The organism is Conexibacter sp. JCM 18997 (genome assembly GCF_055391915.1).
This window is the reverse complement of record NZ_AP043885.1, coordinates 4,234,241-4,255,162: the sequence shown is the minus strand read 5'-3', so window position 1 is coordinate 4,255,162 and position 20,922 is coordinate 4,234,241. Positions and strand designations below refer to the sequence as shown.

The following is a 20,922-nucleotide window of genomic DNA, read 5'->3' as shown; positions in this document are numbered from 1 at the left end:
GCTCCGGCGCACACGCGTCGATATCTGGAGGGATGCGCTTCCCCCACGCCCGTCGTGCGCTGCCGCTCGCCCTGGCCCTCCTGCTCTTCCCCGCCGTCGCCCACGCCGAGGTGGTGCCCGGCGAGATCGTCGTCCGCTTCGCCCCCGACGCGTCGCGCGCCGAGCAGGCCGACGTGCTCACGCAGGCCGGCGCCGAGGACTCGACGCGCCTGCCGCTGCCCGACACGCACGTCGTGCAGCTGGCCCAGGACGGCGACGAGCGGGGCACGGCCGACCGCCTGGAGGACCGCGACGACGTGCTGTGGGCCGAGCCCAACTACGTCGTCCACGCGGACCTGACGCCCAACGACCCGTCGTTCCTGTCCTCGCTGTGGGGGCTGAACAACACCGGCCAGTCGCTGCTGCAGGCCAAGCAGGGCGTCGGCTACGCGATGACCACGGGCAGCGCGGGCATCGACATCGGCGCGCCGGCCGCGTGGGACACCACGACCGGCAGCGCCTCGGTGCTCGTCGGCGTCGTCGACACCGGCGTGGCCAGCCACCGCGACCTGGACGCCAACGTCAACGGCGGGCTGTCGCGCGACTTCCGCGATCACGGCGCCAACGCGATCGACGACCCGCGCGCCGACGCCGACAGCCACGGCACCCACGTGGCGGGCACGATCGGCGCCGTGGGCGACAACGCGACCGACGTCACGGGCGTGGCCTGGCACACCGGCCTGGTGGCGCTGCGCGTGCTGGACGCGGGCTCGGGCAGCAGCGCCGACGTGGCCGCCGCCTTCGCCTACGCGGGCGCCAACGGCATCCCGATCGTCAACGCGTCCCTGGGTGGACCGGACAACTCGACCGCGATCCGCGACGCGATCGCCAACTCCCCCAACACGCTCTTCGTCGTGGCCGCGGGCAACGACAACGCCAACGTCGACGCGACGCCGACCTACCCGTGCGCGTACACCTACGCCAACCTGATCTGCGTCGCCTCGATCGACAACGACGGCGCGCGCTCGTACTTCTCCAACTACGGCGCGACCGCGGTCGACCTGGGCGCGCCCGGCAACGGCATCGTCAGCACGGTCCCGGCCTACACGACGTCGCTGACGTCGGCCTCCAACTGGCCTCACACGGGCGACTGGACCTGGTCGGGCTCGACCTGGATGAGCAGCATCACGCCGTCGATGTCGAGCTCCGCGCTGACATCGCCCGTCGGGGGCGTCAGCCTGGTCGGCCAGCGGGGCTGCTCGGTGACCGCCTCGCTGGTGTCCAGCATCCCCAGCGGCCAGGGCCGCGTGATCTTCGAGCGCTCGATCGACGGCGGCGCCACATGGGACCAGATCGGGGTGCGCGACACGCCCACGACGCTGCGCACCGTGGACTTCGCCGTGGACGCCGACGAGCAGGCCAGCGTGCGCGTGCGGGTGCGCGTGACGACGACCGCCAGCGCACCGACGACGAGCAACGCGGTGCTGGTCTCCGGCCTGAAGCTGCAGTGCGTGACGCCGGGCGCGAGCTCCGCGACGGCGATGCTCAGCGGCACGTCGATGGCCACCCCGATGGTCGCCGGCGTGGCCGCGCTGCTGCTGGCCTCCAAGCCGACGGCGACGGTCGCCGAGCTGCGCACGGCGCTGCTGTCCAGCGTGACGCCGATGAGCTCGCTGACCACGACCACGACCACCGGCGGGCGCGTGGACGCCGAGGCCGCGCTCTACGCGCTGGCCCATCCCCCGACGCCGCCGGTCTCCGGAGGCGGGTTCGGCGGCGGTGGCGGTGGCGGTGGCGGCGCGGTGACGACGCCCACGCCGGCTCCGACGCCCACCCCGACCCCGATCACCATCCCCACGCCGGTGGCCCCGACCACGGTGCCGACGCCGGCGAAGGTCGCCCCGACGGCCACCTGGCGCGTGGACGCCGACGACCTGCTCGACGACGGGCGCCTGACGTTGCGCGTCGGCGTCAGCGCGGACGCCTCGGTGCGCGCCACGGCCGGGTTGTCGTGGCCCGACGGGCACACGACGCTGTCCGCGGTCACGCGCAGCGTCAGCTCGGGCGACAGCGCGACGCTGCGCCTGCGCGTGTCCGACCGCGGCCTGCGGGCCGCCCGCCGCGCCCGCAAGGCGGGGCGGCGAGTGACCTTGCGCGTCGTGCTGACGGTGACCGGCAGCGACGGCGCCAGCCGTCAGGTCGAGCGATCCGTCAGCGTGCGCTGACCACCTTGAGGGTGGCCACCGCGCCGTTGCGGGCCAGATCCGTGCCGTAGGAGACCGTCGCCTTGACGGACGCCGAGGCGACGCCGGGCACGGTGACCGTCGGGGCCGAGCTGTAGCCGGCGCCGCCGTCCAGGAGCGTGACGGAGACGACCTTGCCCTGGCGCACCACCGCGGTCGCCCGGGCGGCGCGGTGGGTCCAGCTCTCCCCGGCGGACTGGTTGTAGCGGTAGTAGTTGGAGACCTCGTCGAGGCGCTGGTTGGTCACGCCGTACGGCGCCAGGACCTTCAGCAGGGCGGCCTTGTTGGCCTGCGCCTCCTGCTCGGTCGGGCCGCCGCTGCCCGCGCCCGCCGGATGCACGCCGGAGAACGCCTCGCGGAAGACCTCGGTCGGGACACCGAGGCCGGCCGCGACGAGCACGACCGGGCGGCCGTTGTCGACGGGGTTGGTGCTGTGGCCGCCGCTGAGCTGCAGCGTGACGGTCCTGGTCTGGGCGGCCGCGCCGGACGACGGGCCGGCGACCACCGAGGCGGTCAGCGCCGCGGTGGCCAGGATGCCGGCGGCGACGGCGATGGGACGAGACGACATGGTGCGCTCTCCTTCGAGGAAGCGGGACGGACGTTGGGTGCGTCCGGCACGATTCCGAACACGTCTCGGAATTCCCTGAGAGCTTGCCCTACGAGCGCCGAGACTTGCGCGCCTTGCGCTGCCCCTTGGCGCCCGCGACCCGCGCGCTGCGGGCCGCCGACCGCTGTCCGGCCCGGTCCAGCGCCCGCACCGTCACGCGCGTCGGGCGCTGTGGCGTCAGGCTCTTGGGCGGACCGGCGACCCGCGCCACGCGCTTTCCGGCGGGGATCACCGTGCTCGTACCGCCCCCGTCGCCGTAGTCCACGCGCACCTCGAAGGGCGTGCGCAGCCGGCTGCCGGGCGTGACGCGCACCTGCAGCGCGCTGCCCGCCCGGCGAACGGTCACGCGCTTGGGCGGGCGGAAGGCCGGCGGGGCGGGCTGATCGAAGCCGCCCACGGTCTGCTCGGAGATCGGGATGCCGTCCCCATCCAGCAGCTGGGCGACGATCACGTGGCGCCCGGAGGTCTGGGCCTGGGGGCGGAAGCGCAGCGTGCCCGAGCGACCCGGGGTGGCGGCCAGCGGCATGTCGCCGCGCCGCGTGCGCTCGACGAAGCTGACCCGCGCCTCGGTGTTGGCGGTGATCGCGTAGCGGATCGCCTGCCGGCCGCCGGCGGCCTTGACGACCTTGGCGCTCAGCTTCGGCGTCGGCGCCGGGACCGCGCCGGTGACCTTGGTCAGCGCCGGCGCGCCGGGCTGGGCCACCACCTCGTAGCGGCCGGGCTTGGGGTTGTCGATGTCGATGGCCAGCGCGTGCGCGGACTCCGAGCCGTCGATCGCCACGCCGGGACCGTCGAGCGCCACGGGCGCGCCGCTGGGGTCGGTGACCGTGACCGCGGGCAGGCCCTCGGCCGTGTAGGTGTTGATCGACAGGAACTTCGCCCCCGCCGGAGCGTCCACGGCGCGGGGCGTCGCCCCGGCGGCCGCGCGCGCCCGCAGCAGACCGACGCTCACGTCGGTGAACCAGCAGGAGTCGCCCTTGTGGCGCGAGACGTCGCCGCCCCAGGGGTACGACAGCGTGTAGTAGTCGCCCAGGAACGTCGTGCAGCCGGCCAGGCCCTTGGTCGAGGCATGGGCGGTCAGCGACTCGCAGTAGTTGACGAACTCGATGCCCACGCAGGCCTCGGCCTTGCCGCGGGCCTCGAACCCGGGAGGTCCGACCGCCATGTCGGCGGTCAGCCCGACGTAGGCCCAGTCCTTGTCGCCGACCTCGACCAGCGCGTGGCCGCGGATGTAGCCGTCGGAGTTGGCCTCGACCCAGGCGTTGGCCACCTGGATCGCGCTCAGCACCTCCAGCGTGCCCTCCACGCGCACGACGAACGGGTTGGCGAACGTCAGCCCGATGTGCCCGTCGAGGTCCAGCGCGTACAGCCCGGGCCCGAGCGCGACGGCGCCGACCTGCACGCCGCCCTCGATGGCCAGCGGGATGTTGTTGCGGTTGACCGCGATGCCGGCGTTGATCTGGTGCAGGTAGATCAGCGGCGGCGGCGCGAACAGCGTGATGCCCGGGAACGGGAGGTTGTAGGCGGCGGTGGCGCTGAACGACGTGCTGTCGAAGCTGGCGGCCAGCTCGAGCGACGCGCCACCGGGGATCTCGACCTTGCCGCTGCCGTCCCAGCGGTTGCCCTCGCGGGTCCAGCGCACGTCGAGGTTGCGCACGACGAGCGGCGGGATGGGCAGCGTGTCGGCGTGGATGTGCAGCGTGTCCAGGTCGAGGCCGCCGGTGGGCTTGACGACCAGGTCGGCGTGGCCGGTGAGCCCGAAGAACTGCGCGCCCAGGTCCAGGTCGACGGGGATCCGCACGCCACCGCCGGAGGCCAGCGGCGCCAGCTGGCCGGCGACCTTGAAGCCGCGCACGACCGTCGGGTACTTGGGCAGGTCCAGGACCGGCTGCCCTTCCTTGGCGGTCAGCTTCTGCTCGAGCTTGCCCTGGAAGATGAGGATGTCCCCGCCGACCGCGGCCGGGATCTCGACCTTCGCCTCACCGGTCGTGTAGAGCGTGACGGCCTTGGTCGCGTTGTCGACGTCGATGACCACCTGGCCGCCGTTGAGCGGGCTGATGCGCAGGCCGTTGTAGAGCACGGGCGCGTTGGAGACCGACTTGCCCTTGTTCGTGCCCAGGCCGGGCAGGAAGCAGGTCTTGCCGTCCTCGATCGTCACCTGCACGGCGGCCACGGCGACGCGGCCGCACTCCCTGGTCACGGTGACGCCGCCGTCACCACCGCCACCGCCCGGGCCCGACCCCGGCGTGCTGCCCGGCAGCCCCGGCAACGGGCTCGCGCCCTGCGGGCCGAACGGCGCGATGCGCACCTCGCCGCTGTTGAAGTCGCTCTGCCAGACGGCGAAGCCGCCGCCGTCGGGCGCGGCGCCCACCTCGGTGTTGGCCACGCCCTGCCGCGCGGCGGTCAGCCGCTGCGGCGCGCCGAAGCTCGTGCCGTTGGCGCTGGTGCGCACGTACAGGCCCGCGCCCGCGCCGTCGTCGGTGCGGTGGTAGGCGGCGATCAGCGGACCGCCGGCCGCGGCGCCGCCGCTGGTCAGCACGACGTCGTCGGCCGGTTCGGTGGCCAGCTGGACCGGCGCGCCGCCGTCCAGCGGCGTGACCACCGCGCGCTGGTTGAGCTTCGGGCTGGCGCCGCCGATGGTGGCCAGCGCCAGGCCCTTGGGGCCGTTGGCCAGCGCGGTCTGCTCGGTGCCGCCCTTGGTCGTCTGGGGCGCGGAGAAGCCGTCGATCGAGGACGGCTGCCCGGCGGTCGGGAAGCGGCGCACGACGTGGCCACCACCCTGCTTGGCGTAGGCCAGCGCGATGCCGCCGCCGGGCATCGGCGCCAGCGCGCCGCTGATCGCGTCGGGGATCAGGAAGGAGTCGGCGGTGAACGAGCCGCCGGCCAGCGACTGGAACGCGGCCGAGCCGCCGCCGGCCAGCGAGCCGCCGACGCTGCCGAACAGGCCGATCAGCGGGTTGCTGTCCGGGCCGAAGGCCACCGGCCGCGTGCCCATGGTCAGGCCGGAGGCGGCGGGCAGCCCGCCGCTGAAGCTGTCGCCCGCGTCGGTCGAGGCAAAGGCGATCGTCGTGGTCGTCGACTCGCCCGCCGCCGTCTCGTAGGTCGTCACCGAGCGCGTGGAGAGGATGAACAGCTGGTCGCCGAGCACGAGCGGATAGGCGCCCGCGCCGGCATCCTGGTTGTAGGCGGGATCGTCGGCCGGCCCGTAGGACTTGGGCGGGGTGATCACCCGCGTGGACTCGGGGTTGGCGCACACGGTGGCGCCGCGCGGCAGGCGGCAGAAGCCGATGCCCCCGGCCTGGCCGCTGGTCGCGTCGGTGGCCACCAGCCAGGTCACGTAGGCGGTGCCCGCGTCGTCGACGGCCACGTGCGGACGCGGCTCGGTCAGCGTGCCGGTCAGCGCCACCGAGGACGCCGTGCCGGTGGTCGTGGTCGAGCCGCCGGGCGTCCCGGTCTTGACCGTCGGGGTCCCGCCGCTGAAGGCCGGCGTGCGGGCGACCGGGACTGCCGATCGCGCCACGTCTGCACACGCGAGCGCGACCAGCAGCACCCAGCCAACCGCCAACCCCGCCCGCCCTGTCATCCCGAAGGTCCTTCCGTCCGTTGCCCGTCCGCGCGGCGATCGTGTCCGACCGACGTTGCACGAACGTTGCGCGCCGTCGTCCTGGTGACCGCGCGCGTCCCCTACCGGACGATCTCACCCAACAGCCGCGCCGGCCCGAGCAGCCCGGTGGCCTCGGCCCGGGCGGCGGCGGCCTGGGCCACGCGGGTCGCCTCGGCGGGATCGCCTTCGGCGACCAGCACCCGGGCCAACGCGACGTCGCGGTCGGCGCACAGGCCGGCGGGCGGCTCGGGTCCCAGCCCATCGATCGCCGCGTCGAGGTGGGCCCGCGCCTGCGCGGGGCGCCCGAGCGCGGCCTCCAGCAGCGCCAGCCGGGCGTCGACCGGCCCGTGGACCGTCCCGCCCAGATGCTGGAGGATCCAGCCGCCCGCGTTGGGCGCCAGCGCATCGCGCAGGCGGGCCAGCGCGTCGGGCGGGGCCGCGCTGACCACGCCCGCCGTGGCCAGGTAGGACAGCCCGGTCAGGCGATTGGGGTCGACGATCCGGTCGGGGTCGGCCGCGCACGCGCGCACGACGCGGTCGCGCGCGCCCTCGCGGTCGCCGCTGATCGCCTGGCAGAAGGCCACGCCCGCGTCCCACGCGGGCAGCGTGCCCTGCGAGGCGATCACCGCCTCCAGCCCGCCCCGGGCCGCCTCGATCTCGCCGCTGGCCACCTGCAGCGACAGCCATTGGGCGACCTGCGCGGCCAGCACCACCACGTCGGCGCCCAGCGGCCGGGCCAGCAGGCGGGCGCGCTCGACCTCGTCGCGCACGTCGTCCAGGCGCCCGTCGAGCAGCGCCAGCGTGGGCCGGCGGATGGCGGCCGCCCAGTGGTGGTAGGGCGCGTGGGCGGCGGCCGCCTCGGCGCTCCAGGCGTCCATCTCGGCGCGCGCCTCGGCCAGGCGCCGCCCCTCGAGCAGGTCGCCGAAGCGCAGCAGCCGAGCGTGCAGCGCCAGCTCGGTCAACCCGTGCGCGCGCGCCAGCGCCTCGGCCTCGTCGACCAGCGGCGCGCGTTCGGCGGGCCGCCCGCGGTGCAGCAGCCCGACGTGGCGCCACAGGAGCGTCTCGGCCAGCGCGCGGGCATCGCCGGACGCGCGGGCCAGCGCGACCGCCTCCAGCGAGAGCGCGTCGCGCCGGGGCGCGGGCCCCTCCAGCAGCGCGGCGGCCAGCCGCCCGGCCAGGCGGGCGCGGAGCACGTCGTCGCCCCCGGCGCCGGCGGCCGACAGCCCCTCCTCGAGGACCGGCACCAGCGCGTGATCGCGCAGCCCCGCGCCCATCCGGTGCCCGCCGTGCTCGATCGCCGCGCGGGCGATCAGGTCGCGCCGCCCCAGGCCGCGGGCCCGGGCCAGGGCATCGCCGAGCACCGCGCGCGCCTCGACGGGCGCGCCGGCGCGGTGGCGGGCGTCGCCCTCCAGCAGCAGCAGCGCGACCCGGTGCGCGTCGTCGCCGCCGGCCCCGTCGTGCTGCTCGCGCGCGTCGCGGGCCAGCGTGGCCGCCTGTTCGTAGGCCAGCGAGCCGAGCGCGCGGCGGGCGGCCCGCTCGGCGTAGTGAGCGGCGCGAGCCGAGGTGGCGCGGCCGTCGGCGGCGCCCCAGTGCCCGGCCAGCTCCGCGGCGACGGCATCCAGATCGGCGGCGTGGACGGCCTCGTAGGCCACGGCCAGGCGCGCGTGCAGGGCCGAGCGCTGGGCCGGCCCCAGCGAGGCGAGCACCGCGTCGCGGACGGTGTCGTGCAGCGCGCCGAACGACGCCGGGCCCGAGCGTGGGGCCAGCAGCCCGGCGGCCTGGGCCCGGTCGGCCCGCGCGGCGGCGTCGTCGACGGTCGTGTCGCAGGCCACCGCGAGCACGTCGAGCCCGGCGCGGCCGCCGTCGACGGCCGCCACCTCGACGAACGCGCGCACCCCCGGGCCCGACCAGGTCAGCGCACCGGCCACCGCCCGGACCAGCGCGGGCGTGTCGGCGACGGCGCTGCCGGTGACCAGCGACGCGCGCACCAGCAGTGGGCTGCCGCCGGTGCTGCGGGCCAGGCGTCCGGCCAGCTCGGGATCGGCGTCGGGCTGCTCGGCGGCGACCAGCTCACCCACCGCCGCGGCGTCCAGGGGACCGAGCGCGACCACGGTGGTGACCGACGCCCGCGCGGCGGCGTGCAGATCGCCGACGGCCGCGGGCGGCTCGGGCGAGCCGCTGCGCACGGTCACCGCGACCACCAGCCCCGGCAGCTCGGCGGCGCGCAGCACGTGCCCGGCCAGCTGCGCGCTGGAGCGGTCCAGCCACTGGGCGTCGTCGAGGGCGAGCAGCACGCCGGCGCCATCGTCGAGCAGCGCGATCGCGGCGACGACGGCCTCGAACAGGCGGAAGCGGCTGGTGTCCGGATCGCCCGCGGCGGGCCACTGCGTGGGCAGCCGCCGCTGCAGCGCGGGCACGACGCGGGCCAGCTCACCGGCCAGCGGCCCCAGCGCGGCGACCAGCCGGTCGGGATCGGTGGCCAGCAGCGCCGGGCGCAAGGCCTCGACCAGCGGCGCGAACGGCGCCGTCGGCACCGCCAGGCAGCGGCCGACCAGGATCGTCGCCCCGGCGCCCTGGCGGCGCGCGGCCAGCTCGGCCAGCAGGCGCGTCTTGCCGATGCCCGGCGCGCCCTCGATCACCACGAGCCCCGGCTCGCCCCGCGGCGCGGCGGCGTCGGCCAACTGGGCCAGCTCGGCGCGGCGCCCGGCCAGCGGGCGCCGGCGTTCACGCTCCAGCAGCGGCGGTAGCGCGACGGCGCCGGCCGCCGGCTCGCCACCACCGGCACCGCGCACCAGGGCGGCATGCTGCTCGCGCAGCCGCCGGCCGGGCACCGTGGCCAGCTCGTCGCGCAGGCGCACGCGCAGCGCCTCGTAGGCCTGGAGCGCCGCGGTCTCGTCTCCGCGCGCGACGTAGCCCTCCATCAGCAGCGCGACGCCGCGCTCGTGCAGCGGCGCCAGCGCGACGAGCGCCTCCGCCGCGGCGACGGCCGCGGGCAGCGTCGCCGCGCCCGCGCGCAGCCCGCACGCCGCCGCCAGCGCGAGCGCCTCGCCGCGGCGCTGGACCAGCCGCGCGCGCTGCTCGCGCGTCCACGGGTCGTCGTGCGCGGGCAGCAGCTCGGCGGCCAGCACCTCGGCCGCGCCGGCCGCGAGCGCGTGCGCCTGGGCCGGATCGCGCTCGGCCAGCGCCCCGGCCCCGTCCAGCGCGGCCAGCGCGGCCAGCACGTCGACGTCGGCGGTCAGGCGCAGGCGCACGACACCGCGTCCCTCGACCGGACCGACGCGCCGGCGCAGGCGCGAGAGCAGGGGGTTCAGCGCGGCGCCCGGCGCGCGCGGCGGCTCGTACGGCCACAGGAGATCCACCAGCTCGTCGCGGCGGATGCCCCGCTCGCCCCGCACCACGAGCACCGCGAGCAGCAGCTCCAAGCGGCCGGCCAGGCCGGCCGGCGCGCCGTCCAGTCGGGTCGTGCCGAGCAGCTGCACGGAGGTCACGCTGTGCTGCTGCGCGTCCCGCGCACCGCCGCTCACAGGCGGGATCCTACGGACGCGGCTACTGACTGCCAGAAGCGATTCGACTTGGCCCACCGGCCGGACCGGTGCACCCTGGATCGCATGACCCACCTCCCCACCGTCGACGACGCGCACTTCCACGCCGAGGTGCTCGACGCCGAGCGCGACGTGCTCGTCGAGTTCACCGCCGCCTGGTGCCCGCCCTGCCGCGTGATGGCGCCCGTGCTGGCCGAACTGGCCCAGGAGCGCCCGGACCTGAAGGTCGTCGCGCTGGACGTCGACGACAACCCGGCCACGGCCGCGCGCTACGGCGTCCTGTCGATGCCCACGTTCCTGATCTTCCGCGGCGGCGCTCCGGTCCAGCGGCTGGTCGGCGCGCGGCCCAAGCGGCGGCTGGTGCGCGAGCTCGAGGAGGCGCTGGCGCCCGCGTGACAGACTGCGCCGCGTGAATGGCGCTCCGGGTCGGGCGGGCCACCCGGCGACCACCCTCGTCGTGGCCTCGTTGGCCATCGGGATGGTCGAGATCGACAAGCTGGCCGTCAACGTCGCGCTGCCCGCGATCGGGCACGACCTGCACCGCTCGTTCGGCCAGCTGCAGTGGACGATCAGCGTCTACATGCTGACCCTGGCCGCGCTGCTGATCGTGGCCGGGCGGCTCGGTGACGTGTACGGCCGCCGGCGCATGTTCCTCGGCGGGCTGGCCCTGTTCGCGCTGTCCTCGCTGGGCGCGGGCCTGGCCCAGACCTCGCTGGAGCTGATCGGCGCCCGCGCGCTGCAGGGCATCGGCGCGGCCTTCATGTACCCGGCGACCAGCGCGCTGCTGGCCACCGCCTACCCGGACGCGCGGCGCGCCTGGGCGCAGGGCATGCTGGCCGGCGCCGCCGGGCTGGGGATGGCGATCGGGCCGCTGCTGGGCGGCTTCCTCGTCGAGACGCTGAGCTGGCGCTGGGTCTTCTTCATCAACCCGATCGTGGCCGTGGTGGCGATCGCGCTGACGCTGACCTTCGTGGAGGAGGTGCGGGCCACGTCGACCGACCACCGGATCGACGCGCTGGGCGTGGTCGCGCTGATCGGCGGGCTGACCGCGCTGATGCTGGCCTGCATCCAGGCCGGCGGACGCGACCTGCCCAGCGCGCTGATCGCGCTGGTCGTGGCGGTGCCGCTGCTGGCCCTCTTCGTGCTGCGCGAACGCCGCAGCCCGCGCCCGCTGATCGAACCCGACCTGCTGCGGATCCCGGGCTTCGCCGGCGTCCAGGTCGTGGCGATCACCGCGATGCTGGCGATCGTCGCCTGGCTGTTTTTGACCACGCTCGTGCTGCAGACCAGCTTCGGCGCGTCACCGCTGACCACGGGCCTGCTGGTGATCCCCTACGCGCTGGCCTTCGCGCTGCTGACCCCGTCGGCGGGCCGGCTGACCGACCGCATCGGCTACCGCGGGCCGATGCTGGTCGGGCTGGTCGTGCTCGCGGCCGCGATGCTGGCCATCGGCCTGCTGACCATGGCGGTGCGCTACGACGACCTGTGGCCGCTGTTCGCGCTGATCGGCGTGGCCCAGGCGCTGATCTGGCCGGGCCTGTCGGCGGCCACGATCAACCTGGCCGGGACCGAGCGCGCGGGCGTGGCCACCGGCATCCTGCAGGCCGGCCGCTGGCTGGGCGGTGCGTTCGGCGTGGCGATCGTCGGCGCGGCCTTCGCCGTGCTGAACTCGCTGCTGCGCGAGCCCGACGCGCTCGCGTTCACGCTGCTGATCATCGCCGGCCTGGTCGCCGTGGGCACCGCGCTCAGCGTGCCCTTGATGCGCCCGGCGTCAGCCGTCGGCGCCGAGGTGGGCCAGGAGCAGCCCGCCCGCGGGTGACGGGCCGGCGGCCGGCACGAGCAGCGCGACGCGCAGCTCCAGCGGGCGGGCCAGCGCCAGCCCGCTGACCTCGGGCCCGTCCAGCGCCAGCCAGGCGGCGGGCACCACGCTGACGCCCAGGCCGGCGGCGGCCAGGTGGCGGACCGCGGTCGGGTCGGCGATCTCCAACAGCGGCACCGGGCTGAAGCCGGCCTCCTGGCACGCCGCGACGACCAGCTCGCGCAGCGCGGATCCGGGCTCGCCGAGGATGAACGGGCGGTCGCGCACCTGCTCCAGCGCGACCGGCCCGGCGCCGGCCAGCGGATCGCCGGCGGCCACGATCAGCCGCAGCGGCCGGGTCAGCTCCTCGACCAGGCGCGCGCCCGCGGGCGGCGGGCCGGCCAGCGCGGTCACGCCGACGTCGGCGGTCCCGGCGGCGACGAGCCCCGCGACCTCCTCGGCGGGACCGTGGCGGAGCGCGAGCTGCAGCGCGGGATGCGCACGATGGAAGTCGACCAACGCGGCGGGCAGCGTGACCGCGTCGCCGGGCGTGGCCGCGACGCGCACCCGTCCGCGGGTCGCGCCGGCGTGCTCGTCCAGCTCGGCCCGGGCGGCGGCCGCCTGCGCCAGCATCGCCTCGGCCCGCGGGAGCAGCGCCTCGCCCGCGGCGGTGGGCACCACGCCCCGCGAGCCCCGGCGCAGCAGCGCGACGCCGACCTCGGCCTCGAGCTTGCGCACCTGCTGGGACAGCGCGGACTGCGTCAGCCACAGCGCGTCGGCGGCGGCGGTGAAGCCGCCGTGGCGCACGACCGCGACGAAGTACTGCAGCTGGCGCAGCTCCATGGCGACGAGCCTACGGGTAGCGTTTCGGCGATGGCCCTCGATGGGGATGAACTGGCCCGCCGTTCGGTGGGGGGCTTTGGCGAGACGCTCGCCGCGTTCGGCGCGACGGGCGTGCGGGGGGCGACGGTGCTGCGCCGACCCGAGGCAATCGGAGCGCTGGTGCCGTGGGCGGCCGACAACCACTGGATCGACGCCGCCGTGGTGCCCCCGCGGGCCAGCGCGGTCGCGGGTGACCCGGGCCTGCCGCACTGCCTGTGGTCGGCGCCCGGGGCGGTCGCGGGCGGGACCGACCTGCCCGACGTCGACATGCCGTGCATGGGCGTCGTGCTGGCCGACGCGGTGCTCGATGGCCCGCTGGCCGACGCGCAGACGCCGCCGCTGGACGTCGTCGGCGTGCTCAACGATCGCGCCTACGCGCAACACGACCGCCTGGCCCCGCTGCTGGCCGCGCTGGACGACGCGCGCGTGCAGGCCTACGGGATCCGCGCCGGCGACGACTGGGCCTGCGTGCTGCTGGCGCTGCGCCTGGGCGACGACGTGAGCATCCAGTACGTGGCCACGGAGGTCGCGCACCGTCGCCGGGGCCACGCCAGCGCGCTGCTGCGCACGGTGCTGTCGGCCGCGCGGGCCGACGGGGCGGTCACGGCCACCCTGCAGGCCAGCCCCGACGGGCGGCCGGTGTACGAGCGCCTGGGCTTCGTGACCGTCGCGACGTTGCGCGCGACGGTCGCCTCGGCCTGACCTACGTGGCCGCGCCCGACGGCTGCAGCTCGGACTGGCACTTCGCGCTGGCCGTCCGGAACGACTGGCTCGTCTGGTCGACCTGGTCGGGGTCGAAGATCGGGCCGTCGCCGGAGAAGTCGGGATCGGGCAGGTCGAACCCGTTCTCGCGCACGCACGCGACGTAGGCCTTGACGCGCGCCTGGTAGTCGGCGTCGGTCGTGTCGGGGCGTTGGCCGTCGCCCGCCGGGCGCTGACCGTCGGCGGGCAGGTCGACGCCGCACTTCTTCAGGGCGTCCTGCATCTTCTGGCGATCGGCGTCGGACATGGTCGTGCCGCCCGCGCCCTGGGGCGGACCGCCGGTGCCGCCGGGGAGTCCGGATCCGGGCCCACCCACCCCGCCGTAGCCCTGACCCGCGGGCGGCTGCCCGTCGGCGCCCTGCGGACGCTCGGGCACGTCGACGCCCTGCTGCTGCAGGCACGCGCGCACCTCGTCGTTCATGAACCCGCCGCGCTGGGCGGTGGTGGCCGCCGCGGACGACGACGACCCGTCCGAGCTGCTGCCGCACGCGCTGAGCGCCAAGGCAGCGAGCACCGGCACGATGACCAGGACCTTGTGCATGGGTGATGTCTCCTTTGGGGGTTTCAGCCGCCGAACAGCTGGCCGACGGGATCCCCGGACTGGGATGGCGAAGAGGTTTGTGGTGCGGACGCGGTGACCGCGGTCGCCTTGACCGTGCCGTTGTCCTGGGTGGCGCCCTGGACGACCACGGTGTCGCCCGGGTGGATCGCGTTCTTTCCGGTCTCCGCGGTGCGCGTGACCGTGGCGCCGGCGAGCTTGACCTTCACGGTCGTGCCGTCCGACGTCGTGACGTAGAGGACGTCGCCCTTCTTCGAGCTGACCTCGCCGCTGGTGCCCTGGCTCGCCGTGTCGGCCCCGCCACCCGTCGCTCCGGTGGCGCCACCGGAGCGCGCCGCGGCGAACCCGGCCGCGCCGGGGAAGGCGGACGTCGTGGAGCCCGCGGAGTGCTTCTGCACGAGCACGCCGCCGACGAACCCGGCCGCGGCGATCAGCACGCCCAGCAGCGCCAGCGGGATCGGCGCCAGCAGCCTGCGCCGCGGGCGCGGCGGCAACGGCTCGAAGTCGTCGAGCTGGTCGAGGTCGTCGTCGGTGTCGGTGTCGGTCATCGTGGGCATGGGACTCCTTGGGTCACTCGAAGCGCAGGGCGTCGATGGGGCGCAGCCGGGCCGCGCGGCTGGCCGGGTAGGTGCCGAAGAACAGGCCGCACAGCGCGGCCGCGCCGAAGGCCAGGAAGATCGAGTAGGTGGCGATCACCGGCTCGACCCCGGCGATGCGGGACTGGCTGCCGATCACGCCGATGGCCACGCCGGCCAGCCCGCCGATGGCTGAGACGAGCACCGCCTCGCACAGGAACTGGGCCAGGATGTCGCCCCGGCGCGCGCCGATCGCCTTGCGGATGCCGATCTCGCGCGTGCGCTCGGTGACGCTGACCAGCATGATGTTCATCACGCCGATCCCGCCGACCAGCAGCGAGATCGCCGCGACCGCGCCGAGCAGCGTGGTGAAGACGTCGTTGGTGGAGGCCGACGCCTCCAGGATCGAGCCCTGGTTGATGACCGAGAAGGGCGCGGTGTCGTCGGCGCCGACGTCCTTGCGGTCGTCGAGGATCGACTCGACCTGTGCCTGCGCGGCGTCGAGCGTGTCGCGCGAGGTGGCCTGGACGATGATCTGGCTGACCGAGCCGTACCCGGTGAGCGTGTCCTGGGCGGCGGTGATCGGCAGGATCACGATGTCGTCCTGGTCGGTCGTGCCGTTGGACCCCTTGGACGCGGTCACACCGATCACCTGGAACGTCGCGCCGTCGATCTGCAGCGATTGGCCGACCGGGCTGGTGGCCGAGAACAGGTTCTGGGCCACCGTCGGCCCGATCACCGCGACGCGCTCGTGGTCGGCCACGTCGGCCTGGGTGAACGTCGAGCCGACCTGCGTGGTCAGGTTCTTCGCGCCGAAGTACGCGGGCGTCGTCCCGATCACCGAGCCGGTGTCGTAGGTCACGCTGCCGGCGACCAGCGTCGTCGTGCTGGAGGTGACCACCGGGGAGGCGCTCTTGACGTCGGGAGCCAGGTCGGCGTCCCGGAGCGCGTCGGCGTCGGCCGTGGTCAGCGAGGCCGAGGCGACCGGCGCCGCGCCCGGGCCGCCGCGCGCCCCCTGGCCCATGACCAGCAGGACGTTGGAGCCCAGGCCCTCGATCGACGACTGCACGGCCTTGGACGAGCCGTTGCCCACGGCGACGAGCACGATCACCGAGGCGACGCCGATCGACATGCCCAGCACGGTCAGCAGCGAGCGCAGCTTGTTGGCGGTCAGCCCGCCGAGGGCGACACGCAGCGTCTCGGCGCCCATCAGGCCAGCGCCCCCATCGCCGCGGTGCGCGTGTCCTGCACGATGCGACCGTCGGCCAGGCGCACGATGCGGTCCGCGCGCTCGCCGACCTCCTGCTCGTGGGTGATGACGACGACGGTGCGTCCGCCGTCGCGCAGGCGGTCGAAGATGGTCAGCACGTCGCGGGTGGAGCGCGAGTCGAGGTTGCCCGTCGGCTCGTCGGCCAGGATCAGCGCCGGGTTGGTGACCAGCGCGCGGGCCACGGCGACGCGCTGCTGCTGGCCGCCCGACAGCTCGGAGGGCATGTGCTCCAGGCGTGCGCCCATGCCCACCGCGCGCAGGGCCCGGGTGGCGCGGTCGCGGCGCTCCCGGCGGGGCACGCGCGCGTAGGCCAGCGGCAGCTCGACGTTGGCCAGCGCGGTCGTGCGCGGCACGAGGTTGAACGACTGGAAGACGAAGCCGATCTTGCGGTTGCGCAGGTCGGAGAGCTCGTCCTCGTCGAAGTCGCGCACGTCGACGCCGTCCAGGCGGTAGCGGCCGCCGGTCGGCGTGTCCAGGCAGCCCAGGATGTTCATCAGCGTCGACTTGCCCGAGCCCGAGCTGCCCATGATGGCCAGGTAGTCGCCGCGCTCGATGCGCAGCGACACGCCGGCCAGGGCGTGCACGACGTTGTCGCCGAGGTGGTAGCTGCGGCGCAGCTCCTCGACGTCGATGACCGGCCGCTCGCTCATCCGCCGGGGCCTCCGAAGCCGCCGCCGCCCGCGGGCGGGCCGCCGGCCGGGAACCCACCGCCGCCCCCGCCGAACGTGGCGCCGCCGCTCAGGCGCTGCCCCAGCGCGGCGGCCGAGGAGCCCTGCTGGCCGGCCGCGCCGGAGGTGCCGCCGATCGTGGGCGTCGACTGGATGACGACCTCGTCGCCGGCGGCCAGCCCGCTGGTGATGATCGTCGAGCTGTCGCCCTGCAGGCCGATCCCGACCTGCTTGCTGACCGTCTGGCCGTCGGCCTTGACCATCACCACGCCGGTCGTGCCCCGTCCGGTGACGGCCTGCGAGGGCAGCGTCACGCCGCTGGCCTGCTTGACGATCACCTCGGCGGTGGCGGTCATGCCCGCCTTCACGCCGCGCGCGTTCTGGTCCAGCAGGATCGTCACCGGGTAGCTGACGACGTCGCCGCTGGAGTCGCCCAGGACCGCGACCTGGGTGACGCGGCCCGACAGCTGGACGTCGGTCAGGGCGCTGAGGCTGACCGTCGCGCTCTGGCCGACCTTCACCTGGCCGATGTCGGATTCGGTGAACGAGACCGACAGCTGCATGCGGTCGAGCTTGGCCAGCGTGATGAAGGCCGACGAGGCCGACGAGGAAGCGCCGCCGGCGGCCCCCGTGGCCGACGCGTCGGAGGCCGACGCGGAGTCCGACGCGCCCGACGAGCCCGCGCTGACGGCGTCGCCGGCGGCACCCGAGACGGCGGTGATGGTGCCGGCACTGGGCGCGCGCAGGACCGTGTCGGCCAGATCCTGCTCGGCGTTCTGGACGGCCAGCTGCGCCTTGTCGACGGACGCCTGCGCGGTGGCGATCGCGGCGGCCTTCTGCGCGGCGGTCTGCGTGGAGGCGGCGCTGCTCTGCGCTTGCTGCTGCTGGGATCCGCTCGATTGCGGCGTGGTCGTGGTCGTGGTCTGCGGCGTGGTCGCGGTCTGCGGCGTGGTCGTGGTCTGCGGCGGCGTCGTCGTGTCGGCGACCGACAGGTAGGTGACCTGGTCGTCGGCGGTCGCGGCGACCGTCGCGTCGGTGCTGGCCGACTGCGCGGCCTCCAGATCGGCCTGGGCGGAGTCCAGCGTGGCCTGCGCCTCGTCCAGCGCGACCTGCGCGTCGGCGTCGTCCACCCGGGCCAGGATCTGCCCCTGGGTGACCTTCTGGCCCGCCTTGACGTAGACCTTCGTCACCGTCCCGGCCACACCGAAGTTCAGATCCAGCTGCTTGGCCGGCGCCAGGTTCCCGCTGCCCGAGACGGTCGTCTGCACGACGCCCTTGGTCGCGGTGACGGTGCGTTCGGTGGTCGTGCTCGGCGACGACTCCGGGCCGACGACGAGGACGGCAACGACGATGGCGCCGACGCACAGGGCGGCCAGGATGACGGTGAGAGGTCGAGACATGCCGCATATAGAGATGCGGCATGCGCCGAAGAGCGCACGAAGAAGTGTGCGCGGCGCGCCTCGGCGCGGGAACCCAGACGCCGGGGAATCACTTCCGTCGAGTTGCATCTGAGTTGCGCTGAGCGAGACTCAGATGCAACTCGGCAGAAGTGAGGCGTTAGGTCGCGGTTCCCGCGGCGGCCGCGAGCGCCTGGCGTCAGTTCAGCTTGGAGGCGACGCCGTCGGCGTCGTCGCGCAGCCCGTCGATCGTGCGATCGTCGAGCGGCAGCTCGAGGCGCAGCTGCGCGGCGCGCAGCGCGTCCCCGTGGCGCCCGGAGCGCTGGGCCCGGGCGACGATGCGGTCCAGCAGCATCAGCGCGACCTGATGCGAGCAGCGCCAGGTCAGGTCGCCCGCGGGCAGCCGGGTCGCGTCGATCGGCGACGACGGCGCCATCGGCTCGAGCACGATCGGCGCCTCCAGGTCGCGATGGGCGACGAGCACGTGCTCCTCCTCGTCGGCCACGATCCCCAGCGGGATGCCCGCCTGCTCGGCCGCCTGGGCGCAGATCACGGCCCAGCACACCGGGTCGCCGGCGCCGGTGACCAGCACGCGGTCCAGCAGCAGGTCCTCGATGTGGCCGGGCCGGACGCGCGCGCCGATGCGCCCGCCGACGAGCTCGCCCGCGCCGCCCAGCTGCTCCAGCGGCGAGGCGTCACGCAACGGCGCGAGCGCCGCGGCCAACGAGGACAGCACGCCGGAGGCGGCCGACTCGTCGGCGTCGTGGAACTCGGCCGCCAGGGACAGCGCGAGGGCGGCGTGTGACGGGCATCCGTCCGCCGCCAGGCGGGCGAAGGGGATCACACCCGCGAGTAGAGCTCGACGATCAGCTGCTCGTTGACGGGCGCGTCGATCTCGTTGCGCACGGGCATGCGCAGGACCTTGCCGGTGAGGCCGTCGAAGTCGGCCTGCAGCCAGGGGGTGACGCGGCCGATCAGCTCGGTCGCCTCGATCGCCGCCGGGCGGATCGGGCTGTCCAGCTTGATCGACACGATGTCGCCCTCGGAGACCAGGAACGACGGGATGTCCACGCGCCGGCCGTTGACCTGCACGTGGCCGTGGTTGACGAACTGGCGCGCCTGGGCGCGCGTCGTGGCCAGACCGAGGCGGTAGACGACGTTGTCCAGGCGCCGCTCCAGCAGCACCATCAGACGCTCGCCGACCTGGCCCTCGCGGCTCTTCTGCGCGGTGCGGAAGACCTTGCGGAACTGGCGCTCGCGGACGCCGTAGTAGCGCTTGGCGCGCTGCTTCTCGCGCAGCTGCAGGCCGTAGACCGACTCGCGGCGCCGGCGGGCGTTGCCGTGCTGGCCGGGAGGCGCGTCGCCGCGGCGCTCCAGACCACCCTTGCGGGCCAGGCGGCGCGCGCCCTTCAGCTCCAGCTCGACGCCCTCGCGGCGCGAGAGCTTCTCGGTCGGCCCCGTGTAGCGGCCCACGTGTTCGTCCTTCCGTTCGTCGACGTTCGGATACTTAGGGTAGCCGAATATCTCCTACCTGGCACCCTGACGGACCGCTCCCCGTGCGCAGTCATCGCATCGCCATCGCCCTCGTCGTCCTCGCGGCGCTGATCGTCAGCGCCACGCTCGTGCTGCGCCAGGTGCGCGACGACGGCCCGCCACCGCCCGCCACGCTGTCGCCCGGAGCAGGTCTGCCCGACGAGGATCCGCTGGCCTGGACGAGCGCGCGCTCCGAGGACTACGCCCAGCGCGCGACCGACGGCTGGGCCCACGCCCTCTACACGAAGACCGCCGACGGCCTGGAGCTGGGCATCCGGCGCACGCAGAGCTGGCGCAAGCAGATCGAGCAGGCCACCGAGGGCACCGACATCTCCCCCGACCTGCTCTCGGCGATCGTCCTGCTGGAGAGCGCGGGCCGCCCCGAGGCCCAGGCCTCCGACGACCTCAACGGCGCCGTCGGGCTCACGCAGATCGTGGCCGGGACCGGGCAGAGCCTGCTGGGCATGAAGGTCGACGTCGCGGCCGCGGAGAAGCTCAGCAAGGAGATGGACAAGGCGGCGCGCAAGGGCAAGGACGAGCGCGTGGAGGAGCTGCGGGCCGAGCGCCGCCGCGTCGACGAGCGCTTCGACCCCGAGAAGTCGCTGGCCGGCACAGTGCGCTACCTGCAGTTCGCCAAGGAGCAGCTGGGCCGCGACGACCTGGCCACGGCCAGCTACCACATGGGCGTCGGCAACCTGCAGACGGCCCTGAAGGACTACGGCGACGGCACGGTGCCCTACGTGCGGCTGTACTTCGACTCCACGCCCTCCCACCACGCCGCCGCGTGGCGCTTCCTGTCGGGGCTGGGCGACGACTCGTCGACCTACCTGTGGCGCGTGCAGGCGGCGCAGGAGATCCTCGGGCTGGCCCAGACGGACCCGGCGCTGCTGGCCCGTCGGACCGCGCTGATGAACGAGCGCAACTCGGCCGAGGTCGTCCTGCACCCGCCCGACGTGACCGACCACTTCGCCACCGGCGACGACCTGCGCGACGCCTACGACAGCGGCGAGATCGCCGCGCTGCCGCCCGCCTACCTGGCCACGCACGGGCTGAAGCTGGACCCGCAGATGGGTGAGCTGGCCGCCAAGGTCGACGAGAAGCCCAAGCTCTACCGCGGCCTGCGGCGCGAGGCGCTGGCCCTGCTGGCCTACATCGGGACCGGCGTGCGCGCGCTCTCGGGGGACCAGCGGCCGCTGCGCATCACCAGCACCGTGCGCGACGACGCCTACCAGGACGCCCTGCTGCGGCGCAACGACCAGGCCACCGACGACTACTCGCTGCACACGACCGGCTACTCCTTCGACATCGCCCGCGACTACGCGTCCAACAAGCAGGCGATGGCGCTGCAGTTCCTGCTCGACCGGCTGACCGCGCTGAACCTGATCGCCTGGGTGCGCGAGCCGGGCGCGATCCACGTCACCGTCTCCTCCGACGCGGCCCGCCTGATGCAGCCGATGGGCGTGCTGCCGGCCGACGCCCGCCACGACGGCAACGCCGGCTAGA

The 20,922-nt window shown here is 75.0% G+C and carries 16 protein-coding genes; 5 read left to right on the top strand and 11 right to left on the bottom strand.

Annotation, left to right across the window (positions count from 1 at the left end; all coding sequences use genetic code 11):
• The first annotated feature begins 32 nt into the window (after positions 1-32).
• Entirely contained in the window at positions 33-2,204 is a 2,172-nt protein-coding gene (locus tag ACZ5UI_RS21435) for a S8 family serine peptidase (protein ID WP_464190828.1), read from the top strand.
• On the opposite strand, the gene ACZ5UI_RS21430 is transcribed toward ACZ5UI_RS21435, so the two are convergent.
• The 3 genes from ACZ5UI_RS21430 to ACZ5UI_RS21420 all read right to left on the bottom strand — a co-directional run bounded on the left by ACZ5UI_RS21430 (position 2,191) and on the right by ACZ5UI_RS21420 (position 9,957).
• Complete coding sequence (locus ACZ5UI_RS21430) at positions 2,191-2,790, bottom strand: hypothetical protein (protein ID WP_464190826.1); 600 nt, start codon at positions 2,788-2,790, stop codon at positions 2,191-2,193. The genes ACZ5UI_RS21435 and ACZ5UI_RS21430 overlap by 14 nt on opposite strands.
• 88 nt (positions 2,791-2,878) lie before the next feature.
• Positions 2,879-6,349, bottom strand: coding sequence for a hypothetical protein (locus ACZ5UI_RS21425; RefSeq protein WP_464190824.1), 3,471 nt, complete (start codon positions 6,347-6,349; stop codon positions 2,879-2,881).
• Positions 6,350-6,513: 164 nt separating this feature from the next.
• On the bottom strand, positions 6,514-9,957 hold the full coding sequence (locus ACZ5UI_RS21420) for an ATP-binding protein (protein WP_464190821.1): 3,444 nt from the start codon (positions 9,955-9,957) through the stop codon (positions 6,514-6,516).
• A gap of 84 nt (positions 9,958-10,041) precedes the next feature.
• On the opposite strand from ACZ5UI_RS21420, the gene ACZ5UI_RS21415 reads away from it, so the two are divergent.
• A complete protein-coding gene (locus ACZ5UI_RS21415; protein WP_464190819.1) occupies positions 10,042-10,371 on the top strand; it encodes a thioredoxin family protein in 330 nt (109 codons plus the stop codon).
• Positions 10,372-10,384: 13 nt separating this feature from the next.
• Positions 10,385-11,794 carry an MFS transporter gene (locus ACZ5UI_RS21410; protein ID WP_464190817.1) on the top strand — a complete coding sequence of 470 codons (1,410 nt, stop codon included), beginning with the start codon at positions 10,385-10,387 and terminating at the stop codon, positions 11,792-11,794.
• On the opposite strand, the gene ACZ5UI_RS21405 is transcribed toward ACZ5UI_RS21410, so the two are convergent.
• Positions 11,747-12,616: a LysR family transcriptional regulator gene (locus ACZ5UI_RS21405; RefSeq protein ID WP_464190814.1), complete on the bottom strand. Its 870-nt coding sequence runs from the start codon at positions 12,614-12,616 to the stop codon at positions 11,747-11,749. The two genes, ACZ5UI_RS21410 and ACZ5UI_RS21405, sit on opposite strands and share 48 nt — an antisense overlap.
• Before the next feature lie 30 nt (positions 12,617-12,646).
• Here ACZ5UI_RS21405 and ACZ5UI_RS21400 point away from each other — a divergent pair, with 30 nt between their 5' ends.
• Complete coding sequence (locus ACZ5UI_RS21400; RefSeq protein ID WP_464190812.1) at positions 12,647-13,357, top strand: GNAT family N-acetyltransferase; 711 nt, start codon at positions 12,647-12,649, stop codon at positions 13,355-13,357.
• A gap of 1 nt (position 13,358) precedes the next feature.
• On the opposite strand, the gene ACZ5UI_RS21395 is transcribed toward ACZ5UI_RS21400, so the two are convergent.
• The 7 genes from ACZ5UI_RS21395 to rpsD all read right to left on the bottom strand — a co-directional run bounded on the left by ACZ5UI_RS21395 (position 13,359) and on the right by rpsD (position 19,359).
• Entirely contained in the window at positions 13,359-13,958 is a 600-nt protein-coding gene (locus ACZ5UI_RS21395) for a hypothetical protein (protein WP_464190810.1), read from the bottom strand.
• A gap of 23 nt (positions 13,959-13,981) precedes the next feature.
• Complete coding sequence (locus tag ACZ5UI_RS21390; protein WP_464190808.1) at positions 13,982-14,524, bottom strand: hypothetical protein; 543 nt, start codon at positions 14,522-14,524, stop codon at positions 13,982-13,984.
• A 22-nt stretch (positions 14,525-14,546) separates the two neighbouring features.
• Positions 14,547-15,761: an ABC transporter permease gene (locus ACZ5UI_RS21385; RefSeq protein ID WP_464190806.1), complete on the bottom strand. Its 1,215-nt coding sequence runs from the start codon at positions 15,759-15,761 to the stop codon at positions 14,547-14,549.
• A complete protein-coding gene (locus tag ACZ5UI_RS21380; protein WP_464190804.1) occupies positions 15,761-16,471 on the bottom strand; it encodes an ABC transporter ATP-binding protein in 711 nt (236 codons plus the stop codon). Before ACZ5UI_RS21380 ends, ACZ5UI_RS21385 begins: the two co-directional genes overlap by 1 nt.
• Positions 16,468-17,889, bottom strand: a complete 1,422-nt coding sequence (locus ACZ5UI_RS21375; RefSeq protein ID WP_464190802.1) for an efflux RND transporter periplasmic adaptor subunit — start codon at positions 17,887-17,889, stop codon at positions 16,468-16,470. The genes ACZ5UI_RS21380 and ACZ5UI_RS21375 overlap by 4 nt, the downstream gene beginning before the upstream one ends.
• Positions 17,890-18,085: 196 nt before the next feature.
• The gene (locus tag ACZ5UI_RS21370) at positions 18,086-18,730 is read right to left on the bottom strand and encodes a hypothetical protein (RefSeq protein ID WP_464190800.1); all 645 of its coding nucleotides are present in this window, start codon (positions 18,728-18,730) and stop codon (positions 18,086-18,088) included.
• A complete protein-coding gene (gene rpsD / locus ACZ5UI_RS21365; protein WP_464190797.1) occupies positions 18,727-19,359 on the bottom strand; it encodes a 30S ribosomal protein S4 in 633 nt (210 codons plus the stop codon). The genes ACZ5UI_RS21370 and rpsD overlap by 4 nt, the downstream gene beginning before the upstream one ends.
• 83 nt (positions 19,360-19,442) lie before the next feature.
• On the opposite strand from rpsD, the gene ACZ5UI_RS21360 reads away from it, so the two are divergent.
• Positions 19,443-20,921 carry a DUF5715 family protein gene (locus ACZ5UI_RS21360; protein ID WP_464190795.1) on the top strand — a complete coding sequence of 493 codons (1,479 nt, stop codon included), beginning with the start codon at positions 19,443-19,445 and terminating at the stop codon, positions 20,919-20,921.
• Position 20,922 lies beyond the last annotated feature (1 nt).

Bases quoted from the DNA above. Each gene is read 5' to 3' on its own strand.
- ACZ5UI_RS21435 (WP_464190828.1), top strand. From the start codon at position 33: ATGCGCTTCCCCCACGCCCGTCGTGCGCTGCCGCTCGCCCTGGCCCTC.
- ACZ5UI_RS21430 (WP_464190826.1), bottom strand. From the start codon at position 2,790: ATGTCGTCTCGTCCCATCGCCGTCGCCGCCGGCATCCTGGCCACCGCG.
- ACZ5UI_RS21415 (WP_464190819.1), top strand. From the start codon at position 10,042: ATGACCCACCTCCCCACCGTCGACGACGCGCACTTCCACGCCGAGGTG.
- ACZ5UI_RS21405 (WP_464190814.1), bottom strand. From the start codon at position 12,616: ATGGAGCTGCGCCAGCTGCAGTACTTCGTCGCGGTCGTGCGCCACGGC.
- ACZ5UI_RS21400 (WP_464190812.1), top strand. From the start codon at position 12,647: ATGGCCCTCGATGGGGATGAACTGGCCCGCCGTTCGGTGGGGGGCTTT.
- ACZ5UI_RS21395 (WP_464190810.1), bottom strand. From the start codon at position 13,958: ATGCACAAGGTCCTGGTCATCGTGCCGGTGCTCGCTGCCTTGGCGCTC.
- ACZ5UI_RS21390 (WP_464190808.1), bottom strand. From the start codon at position 14,524: ATGACCGACACCGACACCGACGACGACCTCGACCAGCTCGACGACTTC.
- ACZ5UI_RS21385 (WP_464190806.1), bottom strand. From the start codon at position 15,761: ATGGGCGCCGAGACGCTGCGTGTCGCCCTCGGCGGGCTGACCGCCAAC.
- ACZ5UI_RS21380 (WP_464190804.1), bottom strand. From the start codon at position 16,471: ATGAGCGAGCGGCCGGTCATCGACGTCGAGGAGCTGCGCCGCAGCTAC.
- ACZ5UI_RS21375 (WP_464190802.1), bottom strand. From the start codon at position 17,889: ATGTCTCGACCTCTCACCGTCATCCTGGCCGCCCTGTGCGTCGGCGCC.